This window comes from Blautia sp. Sow4_E7, from assembly GCF_052116245.1.
In the GTDB taxonomy this organism is placed as follows: domain Bacteria; phylum Bacillota; class Clostridia; order Lachnospirales; family Lachnospiraceae; genus Blautia_A.
Window position 1 is genome coordinate 90,217 of the sequence record NZ_JBQKLL010000005.1, and the last position, 12,734, is coordinate 102,950.

At 44.5% G+C, this 12,734-nt stretch carries 11 protein-coding genes; 9 read left to right on the forward strand and 2 right to left on the reverse strand.

The annotated features are described in order from the left end of the window. Nucleotides 1–132: 132 nt before the first annotated feature. Nucleotides 133–1,023 (forward strand): ribokinase, encoded by an 891-nt coding sequence (locus ACTQ50_RS04940; protein ID WP_441483225.1) that lies wholly within the window; start codon nucleotides 133–135, stop codon nucleotides 1,021–1,023. Nucleotides 1,024–1,354: 331 nt separating this feature from the next. After that, on the forward strand, nucleotides 1,355–2,338 hold the full coding sequence (locus tag ACTQ50_RS04945; protein ID WP_118582021.1) for a D-ribose ABC transporter substrate-binding protein: 984 nt from the start codon (nucleotides 1,355–1,357) through the stop codon (nucleotides 2,336–2,338). A gap of 23 nt (nucleotides 2,339–2,361) precedes the next feature. Here ACTQ50_RS04945 and ACTQ50_RS04950 read toward each other — a convergent pair whose 3' ends face one another. Beyond that, nucleotides 2,362–2,628, reverse strand: coding sequence for a DUF6783 domain-containing protein (locus ACTQ50_RS04950; RefSeq protein ID WP_441483262.1), 267 nt, complete (start codon nucleotides 2,626–2,628; stop codon nucleotides 2,362–2,364). On the opposite strand from ACTQ50_RS04950, the gene ACTQ50_RS04955 reads away from it, so the two are divergent. The 5 genes from ACTQ50_RS04955 to ACTQ50_RS04975 all read left to right on the forward strand — a co-directional run bounded on the left by ACTQ50_RS04955 (nucleotide 2,512) and on the right by ACTQ50_RS04975 (nucleotide 7,290). Continuing rightward, nucleotides 2,512–3,099: a DUF2291 family protein gene (locus ACTQ50_RS04955; protein WP_173716075.1), complete on the forward strand. Its 588-nt coding sequence runs from the start codon at nucleotides 2,512–2,514 to the stop codon at nucleotides 3,097–3,099. The two genes, ACTQ50_RS04950 and ACTQ50_RS04955, sit on opposite strands and share 117 nt — an antisense overlap. A gap of 14 nt (nucleotides 3,100–3,113) precedes the next feature. Continuing rightward, nucleotides 3,114–4,652, forward strand: coding sequence for a sugar ABC transporter ATP-binding protein (locus tag ACTQ50_RS04960; protein WP_148463203.1), 1,539 nt, complete (start codon nucleotides 3,114–3,116; stop codon nucleotides 4,650–4,652). Between the two features lie 19 nt (nucleotides 4,653–4,671). Then, nucleotides 4,672–5,718: an ABC transporter permease gene (locus tag ACTQ50_RS04965; RefSeq protein ID WP_118582012.1), complete on the forward strand. Its 1,047-nt coding sequence runs from the start codon at nucleotides 4,672–4,674 to the stop codon at nucleotides 5,716–5,718. A gap of 14 nt (nucleotides 5,719–5,732) precedes the next feature. Then, a complete protein-coding gene (gene rbsD / locus ACTQ50_RS04970) occupies nucleotides 5,733–6,134 on the forward strand; it encodes a D-ribose pyranase (RefSeq protein ID WP_173716076.1) in 402 nt (133 codons plus the stop codon). A 157-nt stretch (nucleotides 6,135–6,291) separates the two neighbouring features. Next, a complete protein-coding gene (locus ACTQ50_RS04975) occupies nucleotides 6,292–7,290 on the forward strand; it encodes a LacI family DNA-binding transcriptional regulator (RefSeq protein WP_441483226.1) in 999 nt (332 codons plus the stop codon). Nucleotides 7,291–7,453: 163 nt separating this feature from the next. On the opposite strand, the gene thrH is transcribed toward ACTQ50_RS04975, so the two are convergent. Continuing rightward, the gene (gene thrH, locus ACTQ50_RS04980) at nucleotides 7,454–8,059 is read right to left on the reverse strand and encodes a bifunctional phosphoserine phosphatase/homoserine phosphotransferase ThrH (RefSeq protein ID WP_441483227.1); all 606 of its coding nucleotides are present in this window, start codon (nucleotides 8,057–8,059) and stop codon (nucleotides 7,454–7,456) included. Between the two features lie 322 nt (nucleotides 8,060–8,381). Here thrH and ACTQ50_RS04985 point away from each other — a divergent pair, with 322 nt between their 5' ends. Continuing rightward, complete coding sequence (locus ACTQ50_RS04985; protein ID WP_441483228.1) at nucleotides 8,382–10,064, forward strand: phospho-sugar mutase; 1,683 nt, start codon at nucleotides 8,382–8,384, stop codon at nucleotides 10,062–10,064. Between the two features lie 1,100 nt (nucleotides 10,065–11,164). Further along, nucleotides 11,165–12,652 (forward strand): DUF4186 family protein, encoded by a 1,488-nt coding sequence (locus ACTQ50_RS04990; protein WP_441483229.1) that lies wholly within the window; start codon nucleotides 11,165–11,167, stop codon nucleotides 12,650–12,652. The last annotated feature ends 82 nt before the right edge of the window (nucleotides 12,653–12,734 follow it).

Sequence of the window (12,734 nt, forward strand, 5' to 3'; positions counted from 1 at the left end):
AAGAATATTTTGTTGCAGGAAAATTCTCTAAAATCCAGTTGACGTAACCCAATTTCTACAACATAATATAATCATAATCGTTGCCAGGCAAAGTCTGCGCAGCAAAAGTGAAACAAAACGGAGGTTTTTTACATGAAGGTATTAAATTACGGCTCACTAAACGTAGATTACGTCTATTCCGTAGACCACATCATCATCGGAGGAGAGACCCAGCATTCTTCCAAGCTGGAGGTTTTCAGCGGCGGAAAAGGGCTGAACCAGTCTATTGCGCTGGCGAAGGCAGGGGTGCCGGTTTACCATGCGGGAATCGTGGGAAATGACGGGGACATTCTTCTGGAGGCTTGTAAGGAAGCGGGGGTAAACACCAAATATATCCGCAGACTTCCGGTAAAAGGCGGCCATACCATGATCCAGGTGGACAAGAATGCCCAGAACTGTATCATTCTTTACGGCGGAACCAACCAGATGCAGACAAAGGAATTTGTAGATGAGGTTCTGGCTGATTTCGGCGAAGGAGATTACCTGATCCTGCAGAACGAGATCAATATGCTGGACTATATCATCGACCAGGCTTATGAGAAAAAGATGAAGATCGTCATGAACCCGTCACCTTTTGATGACAAGCTGAGCACCTGCGATCTCAGCAAGGTTTATCTGTTCCTTGTAAATGAGATCGAGGGCGAGCAGATCACTGGCTGCAAGGATAAGGACCAGATCCTGGATGCCATGGCTGCGAAATTCCCTAATGCACGCTTCGTGCTTACACTTGGAAGCGACGGCGCGGTTTATTACGATGGCAAAGAAAAAGTTTTCCAGGACATTTTCAAGGTAAAAGCTGTGGACACCACAGCGGCTGGTGATACGTTTACAGGATATTTCATTGCAGCAACTATCGAGGGCAGATCTATCCAGGAGGCACTGAGAATGGCTGCGAAGGCATCTTCTATTGCAGTTTCAAGACCAGGCGCTACACCGTCTATTCCGAGAGCGGACGAAGTGAAGAAAGAGCTGGGAATGCTGTAAATTGCATAAGACTGTATCGGTACATGCTGCTGATTATAAAAAATATAAAGAGAAAAATCCCATGGGGACGGATATAAATCCGTCCCCATAATTTGTTTATAAATGTTTATATAAATGTTTACATAAACAAACAGCAAAAAAGTTGAAAATACCACTGCTTTATAGTAAATACTTACTAAAAACAAACCAAAAACCTTGTGCATTCATACAAATTCACATATAAAACTAAAATGGTTATTGAAATATTTATGCAAATGTTTATAATAAAATTATCAACAGTTCGGAGGGCTCCGAACAATATCAAACATATTTTTTCAAGGAGGACGTATTTATGAAAGCAAGAAAAGCAATGGCACTGGCTATGACAGCAGCGATGGTTGGAGGTTTAATGACAGTTCCGGTAATGGCTGAAGAGAATGCAGAATTACTTCCAGGCGGCGGAAGCAAGATCATTTACTGTATCACACCTTCCACATCTAACCCATTCTTCAACACAGAGCAGGTAATTGCGAAAGAGAAAGCTGAAGAACTTGGATACGAAGTAAAATGTGCTTCCCACGATGACGACGCTGCTACACAGCTTGAGCTTTTCGAAGCAGCTATCAATGATGGCGCAGCAGCAATCATTTGCGATAACGCTGGTGCAGATGCTTCCATCGAAGCAGTTCAGAAAGCATATGACGCTGGAATCCCGACTTTCCTTATCGACCGTGAGATCAACCAGTCCGGACTTGCAGTAGCACAGATCGTTGCAGATAACGCACAGGGTGCAGCCGCAATCGCAGAAGTATGGGTTGAGGCTATGAACTACGAAGGCAAATACGCAGAGCTCCTTGGACTTGAATCCGATACAAACTGCCAGGTTCGTTCTGACAACTACCATTCTGTAATTGATGAGTATGAAGATCTTGAGATGGTAGCTCAGCAGTCTGCTAACTGGGATCAGACAGAAGCTTATGAGAAGACAGAAGCAATCCTTCAGTCCAATCCAGAGATCACCGGTATTATCTGCGGTAATGACACAATGGCATGTGGTGCTGTTCAAGCTTGCCTGGATGCAGGACGTAATGATATTAAGATCATCGGTCTTGACGGATCTGACGAAGCAAACGCTTACATCAAATCTGGCGACATGGTTGGTACCGCTCTTCAGCAGATCGCTCTGATCACTGAGATGGCAGTTGAGCAGGCAGACGCTTACCTTAACGGTACAGCTCCGGAAGAAGAGAAACAGCTTGTTCCTTGTGTAGCAATCACAGCTGACAATACAGATTGCCTGAACGCATTTGTTTACACAGAACCAGAAGCTAAATAATCTGGCTGCCAGGAAACATATTTTTATAAAAAATGAACGAGTGTTTGAAAAATTATTCGCACAATCTGCATGCCCCACTTTGTGGTATATTTTGCAGAAAGTCTTTTTAAACACGCTTTGGAAGGCGGTGCGCCAGCGCCGCCTTTTATAATAGAAAGCAGGGAGAGATGATTATGAAAAGCAGAAGAATTTTGGCAGTTCTGGCCGCATGTACAGCAGTAACCTTTACCGGCTGTGGTGTTGTAACTGTAGTGCCCATTGGCGAAGAAGCTTCTTATACAGGAAAACAGGAATTTGATTCCGCAGCAGAGTCCCAGGGTGACTGGGGAGCCGTTGTAGCGGACATTTCCGACAAGGCACAGGATCTTTCTGAATTATTAAATGGTGATGGCATTACAGAAACAACTGCAGTAAAAGGCACAGGAAAAATCAAAGAATACAATACAGACACCCCGAAACATTATCTGATAGTAGAACTGGATGGATATACCGGAACTACAGAGGTTCAGGTCCGGACAGATGGACCGAACTCCAGCACAGCCATCCGTGATCTTCAGTCTCTGAAGAATTTTGAAAGCTTTACCAACCAGACAGAATGGTCAAGCTATGGAAAAGAACTGAACAAGCAGGCGCTTGCACAGGTAATTGACCCACTTGGAATCGACGAAAATGTAGTTGGCAAGACTGTTACATTTACAGGCGGCGCAGAAGCCGGTACAGATGCAGTATCTGTTACAGCAGTTGAGCTGACGATTGAATAAAAGGAGGAAGCATTATGTTTGATGATCCGAATGTTGTTCTCCATTGTGAAAAAATTGATAAGATTTATCCCGGAACCAAAGCTCTGGATCAGGTTTCCTTCGATCTTCTGAAAGGAAAGGTAAACGTTCTGATCGGTGAGAACGGTGCCGGAAAATCCACCCTGATGAAGATGATCGCCGGAATCGAGCAGCCTTCAGCAGGTAAGATGTACATGGACGGCCAGGAGGTTTACTTCAAGGATACCAATGCAGCCCGTGCAAAAGGTATCGGAATCATCCACCAGGAGCTTTCTCTTTTCCCGAATATGACAGTTTACCAGAATATTTTTATGGGACATGAGAAAAAGAAAGGCTTTTTCCTGGATGACAAGGCCCATTCAGAGGGGGCGAAAAAAATCCTGCAGCGTCTGGAACATGAAATTCCACCGGAAACCATGGTTGGAGATCTTCGTGTAGGACAGCAGCAGATGGTGGAAATTGCACGAAACCTGAACCAGGATGACTTACGTGTCCTGATCATGGATGAGCCTACGTCCTCTCTTTCTGCCGCAGAGGTTAAGGTGCTTTTCAAGATTATGAGAGAGCTTCTGGAAGCAGGAATTTCCATCGTATATATTTCCCATCGTCTGGAAGAAATTATGGAGATTGGCGATCACGTTACCATTCTTCGTGATGGAAAATACGTTGCAGATGCTGATGTAAAGGACATTGAGCTCAGCTGGATCGTAGAGAATATGGTTGGAAAGAACACCCAGTATCACCGTTTTGAGAGAAGCATTGACCTTTCCAAACAGCCGAAGGTGCTGGAAATTAAGGATATGTGCCTTCCGAAAAAAGGCGGCGGCTGGACTCTTGACCACGTAAGCCTGGATCTGAAAAAGGGCGAGGTCCTTGGTGTTTACGGACTTCTGGGAGCTGGACGAAGCGAGCTGTTTGAGTGCCTGATGGGACTTCATCCGGAGCACACCGGTGATGTACTCTATGAGGGCAAAAAGCTAAATATCAAAGATGTTGCCGCCCAGATCAAAAACGGTTTTGCTCTTGTACCTGAGGACCGTCAGAGCCAGGGCTTGATCCAGACTCTTGATATCGGCAAGAATACCGCTATTTCTTCTATGAAGGATTATGTAAAAGGTCTGTTCCTTGACGAGAAAGCAGAGAATGCGGCAGTTGACGAGCAGATCAAGGATATCCATATTAAAGTGGCGGACAAGAGACTTCCAATCCTGTCACTGTCCGGTGGAAACCAGCAGAAGGTTGTAATCGGCAAAGGACTTTTGACCAAGCCGAAGATCTTACTTCTGGATGAGCCTTCCCGTGGTATTGATATCGGTGCAAAGACTGAGGTCTTTGAGATCATTCACGACCTTGCGGAAAAAGGACTTTCCATTATCGTTATCTCATCTGAGCTGAAAGAGATCATGGCGATTGCAGACAGGATCGTTGTATTGTCAAATGGCAAAAAGACCGGCGAGCTGACCGGAGATGAGATCACAGAAGACACACTTGTACGTACATCTTATGCCGGACTTGGAACCGGAAGAAATGCGTAAGCCGGGGAGGAGCAGAACAATGAATAACAAAAAATCAAATAATAATCAGTTGTTAATGACACTGTTAAAAGGACGTACCTTTATTGTACTGGTACTCCTGGTCATCTTTTTCACCATTGTAAAAGGAACTACATTCCTGTCAGCATCTACACTGACCATGGTTGCCAAGCACGTAGCCCTGTACGGAATCCTTGCACTTGGTATGACATTCGTAATCATTACCGGTGGTATTGACCTTTCCGTTGGTTCTGTAGTCGGACTTGTTGGTATGCTTGCCGGCGGTATGATCCAGGAAGGCATCACACTGAAATTTGCAGGCGTAACTCTTTACTTCAGCGTTCCGGTAATCATTATTACCATGCTGGTTGTTGGTTGTATCATCGGTGCAGTCAACGGTCTTATTGTAACAAAATTAGGTGTAGCACCATTTATCGCTACCCTTGGTACCATGTACATCTGCCGTGGTTTTGCAAACCTTCGTTCCAACGGTGCAACATTCTCCGATATCAAAGGTTATGACGGACTTGGCAACACAGGCTTCAAGATCCTTGGAAGCAACATTGCTGGTATTCCTACTGGTGTTTACATTTTCGCAGTACTTGCAATTATTTCTGTTATCATCCTGAAAAAGCTTCCATTTGGATGGTATGTACTTGCAGTCGGCGGCAACGAGAAATCTGCCCGCCTTTCCGGTATCAAAGCAGACAAGATTAAAATTATCGTTTACATGATCTCCGGCTTCTGTGCAGCATGGGTTGGTATGATCAACACCGCACAGCTTTCCGCAGCACATCCGGCATCTGGTGATGGCTGGGAAATGAATGCCATCGCAGCTACCGTACTTGGCGGTACTTCCATGAGCGGTGGTTCTGGAACGATCATCGGAACTGTAGTTGGTGCATTCGTTATCGGTGTTATCAATGATGGTATGACAATGTGTGGTGTATCTGAGTTCTGGCAGAAGGTTATCCGTGGTTTGGTTATCATCCTTGCAGTTGTAATTGACCAGACACAGAGAAATCTTCAGGCGAAGATGGCACTTCAGGCAAGAAACGAGAACAAATAAAGAGAGGCAATAGCATGAAAAAATCAGGGATTTTAAATGCCCAGCTGATCCGTTGCATCGCAGAGCTGGGACACAAAGATCTGTTTATGATCGGTGATGCAGGAATGCCCATTCCAAAGGGTGTGGAGATTGTAGACCTGGTTGTATGCGGAGGAGTTCCCACCTTTAAACAGGTGATGGATGCGGTGCTGGCGGAGACAGAAGTGGAAGCCTACACCATTGCAAATGAGATTGAAGAAAAAAATCCGGAGCTTCTTGCATATATTCAGCAGAGCCTTCCTGAGGCAGAGGAGAGCAGAATTGACCATGTAGATCTGAAAAAGATGTCTGCACAGTGCAAATTTGCAATCCGTACAGGTGAGTTTACACCTTATCCGAACATAATTTTAAGAGCGGGAGTTGCTTTCCCGGCATAAAATGATCAGAGAAGACGCTGCGAATAACAGGTGATGGCTTGTTTTTGCAACGTCTTTTTGTGGCTGGCAGGAGTGGGACTGGCGGGAACTGCGGATGACCAGTCCCAGCCGGCAGCAGATGTAAGGCATTATTTTTACTGACAGAGGAGGACCTAAAATGAAAGTGAGTGTGAGGAAAATCAGTGAGATCACAGGATTTTCTCCAGCAACTGTTTCAAATGCATTAAATTACAAAAAAGGTGTGAATGCTGAAACCTCTGCGAAGATTTTTAAAGTGGCGCAGGATCTTGGGTATTTCGAGGAGAACCACATTCGGAAGATAAAGTTTGTCATGTTTAAGCGGGATGGTTCTGTAGTCGAGGATTCCCCATTTTTTATCCAGCTGATCTCCGGGGTGGAGCAGGAATGCCGCGCCTGCGGAATGGAAATGCAGATGTGCAACCTGGATAAAAGGAATCCGGGGTATCAGGAGCAGGCGAAATGGATCATGAATGACAAGGCCTCTGCGGTGATCCTTCTTGGTACAGAAATGGTGGATGCGGATATTGACCTGATCCGTGGAATGTCCTGCCCGTTTGTTGTGATTGATTACTGGAAAGAGGACATGAGTTTTGACGCCATGTTGATCAACAATGCGGATTCCGCGCGTATGGCTACGGAATATCTTATCGCCAATGGACATAAAGAGATTGGTTATCTGCGGGGAGATTTCCGGATCAAACCTTTCCGGTCCCGTTTTGCAGGATATCAGACAGCGCTGCAAAAGGCGGGACTTCCCTTGAATAAAGACTATATTTTTACAATGGCAACTACTATCGACGGTGCTTACGAGAATATGAAGCGGTATTTGTCTGAAAAAGTGAAGCTGCCTACAGCTTTCTTCGCAGACAATGATATGATCGCCCTGGGGGCTATGAAAGCCATGGCAGAATTCGGGATCCGGATTCCGGAGGACGTCTCTATTGTAGGATTTGATGATCTTACGTTTTCCTCAATTTCTTATCCGCCTCTGACTACACTCCGGGTGCCGAAGCAGGAGATGGGAAGAGCGGTTGTAAGGCGTCTGCGGGATATTCTGAAAGACAATGACGGGATTAAGATTAAGATGCAGATGTGCACGCAGTTTATTGAGCGGGAGAGTGTGAAGAAGATATAAGGGGGATGCGGTTGGGCAACTAATATTTCGCGCAGGTCGGTGCAGCGCACCTGAAATGCCCTGCTTAGGAATATCAGTTGCCCAACTGCTGTGTCTACAGAAACCAGATGAAAAATGAGACTTGTTTTCTATGAGATAGATAAAAAGCAAGTCTCGTTTTATGTTAACCGTTAATTACATTCATAATTGCGTCATACAGTTCATCGTAAGTCTCGTAAGCCGGGATCTCCGGATATTCAGCCTTGATCGCGTCGGTACTCTTAAACAGGAATCCGGCCTTGCTTGCCTGGATCATGCCAAGGTCATTGTGGCTGTCTCCGCTGGCAATAGTGTCATAGCCGATAGACTGAAGTGCCTTGACTGTGGTGTATTTGGATTTTTCACAGCGCATTTTGAAATCGGTGATCTCGCCGTTTTCGCCTACCACCAGAGAGTTGCAGAAGATGGTGGGGTAGCCCAGTTTTTTCATAAGAGGGCCTGCAAACTGGGAAAATGTGTCACTGAGGATGATAACCTGGGTCTGTGCCCTTAATTTGTCCAGAAATTCCTTCGCACCAGGAAGCGGATCAATCTTGGCAATGGTCTCCTGGATTTCCTTCAGGCCAAGACCATGTTCCTTCAGAATGTTCAGGCGGTATTTCATTAATTTATCGTAATTAGGCTCGTCCCTTGTGGTTCGTTTCAACTCCGGAATGCCGGTCTCTTCGGCAAATGCGATCCAGATCTCCGGGACAAGCACACCTTCTAAGTCTAAGCAAACAATTTCCATAATCTCCTCCGTTCTGCAGCTGCTGGGTATGGCTGCGGGTTATTTTTTCGAATTATGTAAAGTGGATAAGGTGGGAGTAACCGGGATGATTACTTTCACACGCTATCTCATTATAGCGTAAAAATAGAGGAAGCGCTATACCTAAATTTTAAATATGTAAATCGGGTAATCAGTTGTCAGAATTTGCAGAAAAAACAGAGAAAAATTGTCTGGTAGAAATTTGTCGGTTATATTGCCGTTTCGTGAAAAATGTGGTATATTAATTATATCTGTAGTAATAATAGACAAATTTAACAGAATAACAATGGCAGGAGTGGTTAAAATGTATAACGAAGAGTACAAGCGCTGGATGGCAGCGGATCTCGAGGATGCAGATCTGAAACCAGAATTATCTAAGATTGAAGGAAACGACGAAGAAATCAAAGAACGCTTTGCAGTAGCTCTGAAATTTGGTACAGCAGGACTTCGTGGAGTTCTCGGAGCAGGTACCAACCGTATGAATATTTATGTAGTACGTCAGGCTACACAGGGTCTTGCGAACTGGGTGAAAACTCAGGGCGGCACTCAGACAGTTGCTATCAGCTACGACAGCCGTCTGAAGAGCGATGTATTTGCCAAGACAGCAGCAGGAGTTCTGGCTGCCAATGGAATCAAGGTCAGAATTTATGATGCATTAATGCCTGTACCGGCACTTTCCTTTGCAACACGTTACTATGAGTGCAACGCAGGTATTATGGTTACCGCATCCCATAACCCTGCTAAATATAATGGATATAAGGCTTACGGTCCGGATGGCTGCCAGATGACAGACGACGCTGCAGCAATCGTTTATGACGAGATCCAGAAGACAGATGTTCTGACTGGTGCGAAATATATGTCCTTTGCAGAGGGCGTTGAGGAAGGTCTGATCCGTTTTGTTGGCGACGACTGCAAACGTGCCCTTTATGATGCAATCGAGTCCCGCCAGGTTCGTCCAGGTCTTTGCAAGACAGCAGGTCTGAAGCTGGTTTACAGCCCGCTGAATGGTTCCGGACTTGTACCGGTAACTCAGATTTTGAAGGATATTGGAATCACAGACGTTACTATCGTTCCGGATCAGGAATATCCGAACGGATACTTTACCACATGCAGCTACCCGAACCCGGAGATTTTCGCAGCTCTGGAGCAGGGCCTGAAGCTTGCCAAGGAGACAGGAGCAGACCTTATGCTTGCTACTGACCCGGATGCAGACCGTGTTGGTATTGCTATGAAATGCCCGGATGGATCTTATGAGCTGGTTAGCGGTAATGAGGTTGGCGTTCTTCTTCTTGACTATATCGCTGCTGGCCGCATTGAGAAAGGCACAATGCCGAAGAATCCGGTTGCAGTAAAATCTATCGTTTCCACACCTCTTGCAGACGCAGTTGCAGAGCACTATGGCGTAGAGCTTAGAAGCGTACTTACCGGATTTAAGTGGATCGGCGACCAGATCGCACAGCTTGAGGCTGCTGGCGAAGTGGACCGTTTCATCTTTGGATTTGAGGAGAGCTACGGATATCTTGCTGGACCATACGTACGTGATAAAGATGCGATTATCGGATCTATGCTGATCTGCGAGATGGCTGCATATTATAGAAGCATTGGAAGCTCTCTGAAGCAGAGACTTGAGGAGATTTATGCACAGTATGGCCGTTACCTGAACAAGGTTGACAGCTTCGAATTCCCAGGGCTTAGCGGAATGGATACCATGGCAGGAATCATGCAGAAATTCCGTGACAACCCACCAGCTGATATTGCAGGCTACAAGGTTGTGAAGGTTACGGATTATAAGAAACCTGAGGAGACAGGCCTTCCGGCAGCAAACGTTCTGATCTACAAGCTGGAGAACAATGAGACTGTAGTCGTTCGTCCATCCGGAACAGAGCCGAAGATCAAGATCTATTACACCACCCTTGGCAAAGATCTTGCAGAGGCTGAAGCTGAGAAAGAGAAACTGGCTAAGGCACTTGAGCCGATGATGGCTTAAGCGAAGTATATAATTGTATAGTAAACGAGATAAAATGTGCTCGATGAAATTTGTCTCGTTATCGCGGCAATCGCCAAGGTTCCATGCAAGCATGGACGTTGGTTCGTTGCTTGCGTAAATGATCGCCCCCTTGCGGAATATTCCGCAGGGGGCTTTTTGCGGGAATCATAAATTTTATTGATCTCTTGTAGGGATTTGCTTACATTGTTTTTGAAAATGCCATGCTCTTAGGATTATGTTTGGAAATTTTTTTCTTTATTTGAAGTGAAAATTCTCAGTAAGTCGTTAATTACAGTAAAGGGCAGACCATAGTGTATAATGCCCGAAAAGAAAACGAGGTGACAATTTATGTTGACGCTGCTATTTATCATTTTAATGTTTGGTATATTTGGCAAAATGATCGGACTTGCCTTCCGCGCAACCTGGGGAATCACGAAAATCTTTTTTCGTCTGATCTTTCTACCCCTTGTCCTGATCGGATTAGTCCTGGGAGGCTTGATTTACATAGCAATTCCCCTTCTAGTGATAGTCGGGATCGCAATGCTGGTATTGGTGTAATATATTCATAGAATAAAAAATAGATGAAAATACAATCGAAAATATGTTCACTTTGCCAGGTGACAAAAGACGACAGATATGGTAGTATAAATACATCAACGAAAGAGAAATACGAAAAACACTTAAGAAATCTGAGATACGAAAGAAAGTCATAAAGTACAAAAGAATCTAAAAGTACAAAAGGTCCTAAAAGTACAAAAGAACTTAGAAGTACGAAAGTTCTGTGTTCTACCAAAGATTTGTAAATTACTAAAGATTCATAAGCCACTAAAGATCAACCAAAATACCTAAGATCAATAAGAAAACGAAAGATTTTCGAAACACATCCGATAACATTATAACAAAACACATCAGAAAAATGGCTGGGAACTAGCTTCCCAGCCATAAATCATAACAATGTCGAATTAATCCCATTTGGAAATGACTTTATCCCATTTAAGTTAAACTGGAAATTTATAGCCCTTTGTAACAAAATAAGGTATACTGAAAAAACATCATAAACAAAAGTTATAGAGAAAATAAAAGTAATAGGAAGACATAAAATGAACAGGCAGCAGGCAATGAACCTTCTTGGTATTACCCAGGAGGATGATGAAAGGGAGATTAAGCGAAAATATCATAAGATGATCAGCCGTTTTCATCCGGACTCATTGAATGAAGTAGGGGAAGCGCATATTCAGCGTGCACAGGAGATAAATGAAGCGTACCGGATACTGAGCCAGAGCGATAAGTGGGAAACGAAGAGCGTACAGGGAACAGAAGCCCATGGCACAGACAATCATAGATCTGGGAAGTGGGAGCAGCGCCAGGAATGGTCTGGTGAACTGAACGAGGCTGCTTTTATACCAAGGAATATTTATCTGCACTATAGTATGAATCTCTCTGAAGAAGAACGAAAGGAAGCCCAGGGGAAGCTGTATTATCAGGCTGCCCACGGGAAATATATGTGGGATCCGGAGGAAGAAGATTTCACACTTTTTCTTACCAGTCTTCGTCATGCTACCGCCGCTCTTCTTGAGAGAACGGAGAATGCTATAAACGTCGAAGATCTATCCTGTATGCCAGATTTGAAGGAGTACCGTTTTCGCGTCCAGGCGAAACTGTTTGAATATCTTTCTATGCAATATGTAAATCCATTACTGGTTTTAGATTCCCTGACGAAACCAGAGAGCACGGATGGAAAAGGTCAGAGAATTTATCGATTTAAGGCATTTGTGGCTTCGGAAGAATCCTCTCCAGAAGGCTGGCTTATAGCCAGTTTACGCCCAGGCGAATATCTTTTTCCAAAAGCCTTCCACGGGAACCAGATCCAGCTTATGAATAAAAATAGACAGGTATTAGGGTATCTTCACATGGAAGACGACCGGCTGTATTTCTGTATTATTCCGCTGCTGAAGAAGCATGCAGCGCAAGTGAAACTTCTGGTGAAGGAAGAAGACACAGGAGCGCAAGGAAAAAATAATGGAATTAACAATAAGACGAATGGTAATAATTCCCGAAACAGCGGTAGAGGAATCACGCGTGGAAATAATAAGCGAAAAGCTAATATAGATTTCTATTTTCGGCTAGAGGATGAAAATTATACTTATAACAGTTCGGATCTCAACCTGAAAATAGCGGAAACACTGGCTGGTTATGAGAAATATTTGCGAAAATATAGTCCGGAACAGGAACGGTTTTGTGATTTGTTTGCCCGCCTGTCCCGCTCAAATTTCCGCAGCCGCTTCCATTTGAAGGACAAGGATATACAGTATATCCAGGAGAAGGGAATGGATACCATCCGCAGCCATGCCGCAGATTTTGTGCGAACGCGCCTGGCTCCGGCCCAGATCCCAAATGATGGCAAACAGACTCCAATGCGAGGACATCCTGTATTCCTGGCTCAGCATGCTACTGGCTGTTGCTGTCGGGGATGTCTGTATAAGTGGCATAGAATTCCAGCAGGAGTGCAGCTCGCAGAAGAGCAGCAGGAATACATAGTAGATGTGTTGATGGCTTGGATTGAGAAAGAATATAACAGAAATGTATAGGGCTATGAAGTTGGTTTTATATATGCAATCGGTAAATATATAGTTTAACTGGAATTTTGAGAAGATAAGAATGGGGAACGGT

What these genes read in the sequence shown, in the direction of transcription:
- ACTQ50_RS04960 (WP_148463203.1), top strand. Translation starts at nt 3,114, where the DNA reads ATGTTTGATGATCCGAATGTTGTTCTCCATTGTGAAAAAATTGATAAG.
- ACTQ50_RS04945 (WP_118582021.1), top strand. Translation starts at nt 1,355, where the DNA reads ATGAAAGCAAGAAAAGCAATGGCACTGGCTATGACAGCAGCGATGGTT.
- rbsD (WP_173716076.1), top strand. Translation starts at nt 5,733, where the DNA reads ATGAAAAAATCAGGGATTTTAAATGCCCAGCTGATCCGTTGCATCGCA.
- thrH (WP_441483227.1), bottom strand. Translation starts at nt 8,059, where the DNA reads ATGGAAATTGTTTGCTTAGACTTAGAAGGTGTGCTTGTCCCGGAGATC.
- ACTQ50_RS04940 (WP_441483225.1), top strand. Translation starts at nt 133, where the DNA reads ATGAAGGTATTAAATTACGGCTCACTAAACGTAGATTACGTCTATTCC.
- ACTQ50_RS04975 (WP_441483226.1), top strand. Translation starts at nt 6,292, where the DNA reads ATGAAAGTGAGTGTGAGGAAAATCAGTGAGATCACAGGATTTTCTCCA.
- ACTQ50_RS04990 (WP_441483229.1), top strand. Translation starts at nt 11,165, where the DNA reads ATGAACAGGCAGCAGGCAATGAACCTTCTTGGTATTACCCAGGAGGAT.
- ACTQ50_RS04985 (WP_441483228.1), top strand. Translation starts at nt 8,382, where the DNA reads ATGTATAACGAAGAGTACAAGCGCTGGATGGCAGCGGATCTCGAGGAT.
- ACTQ50_RS04965 (WP_118582012.1), top strand. Translation starts at nt 4,672, where the DNA reads ATGAATAACAAAAAATCAAATAATAATCAGTTGTTAATGACACTGTTA.
- ACTQ50_RS04955 (WP_173716075.1), top strand. Translation starts at nt 2,512, where the DNA reads ATGAAAAGCAGAAGAATTTTGGCAGTTCTGGCCGCATGTACAGCAGTA.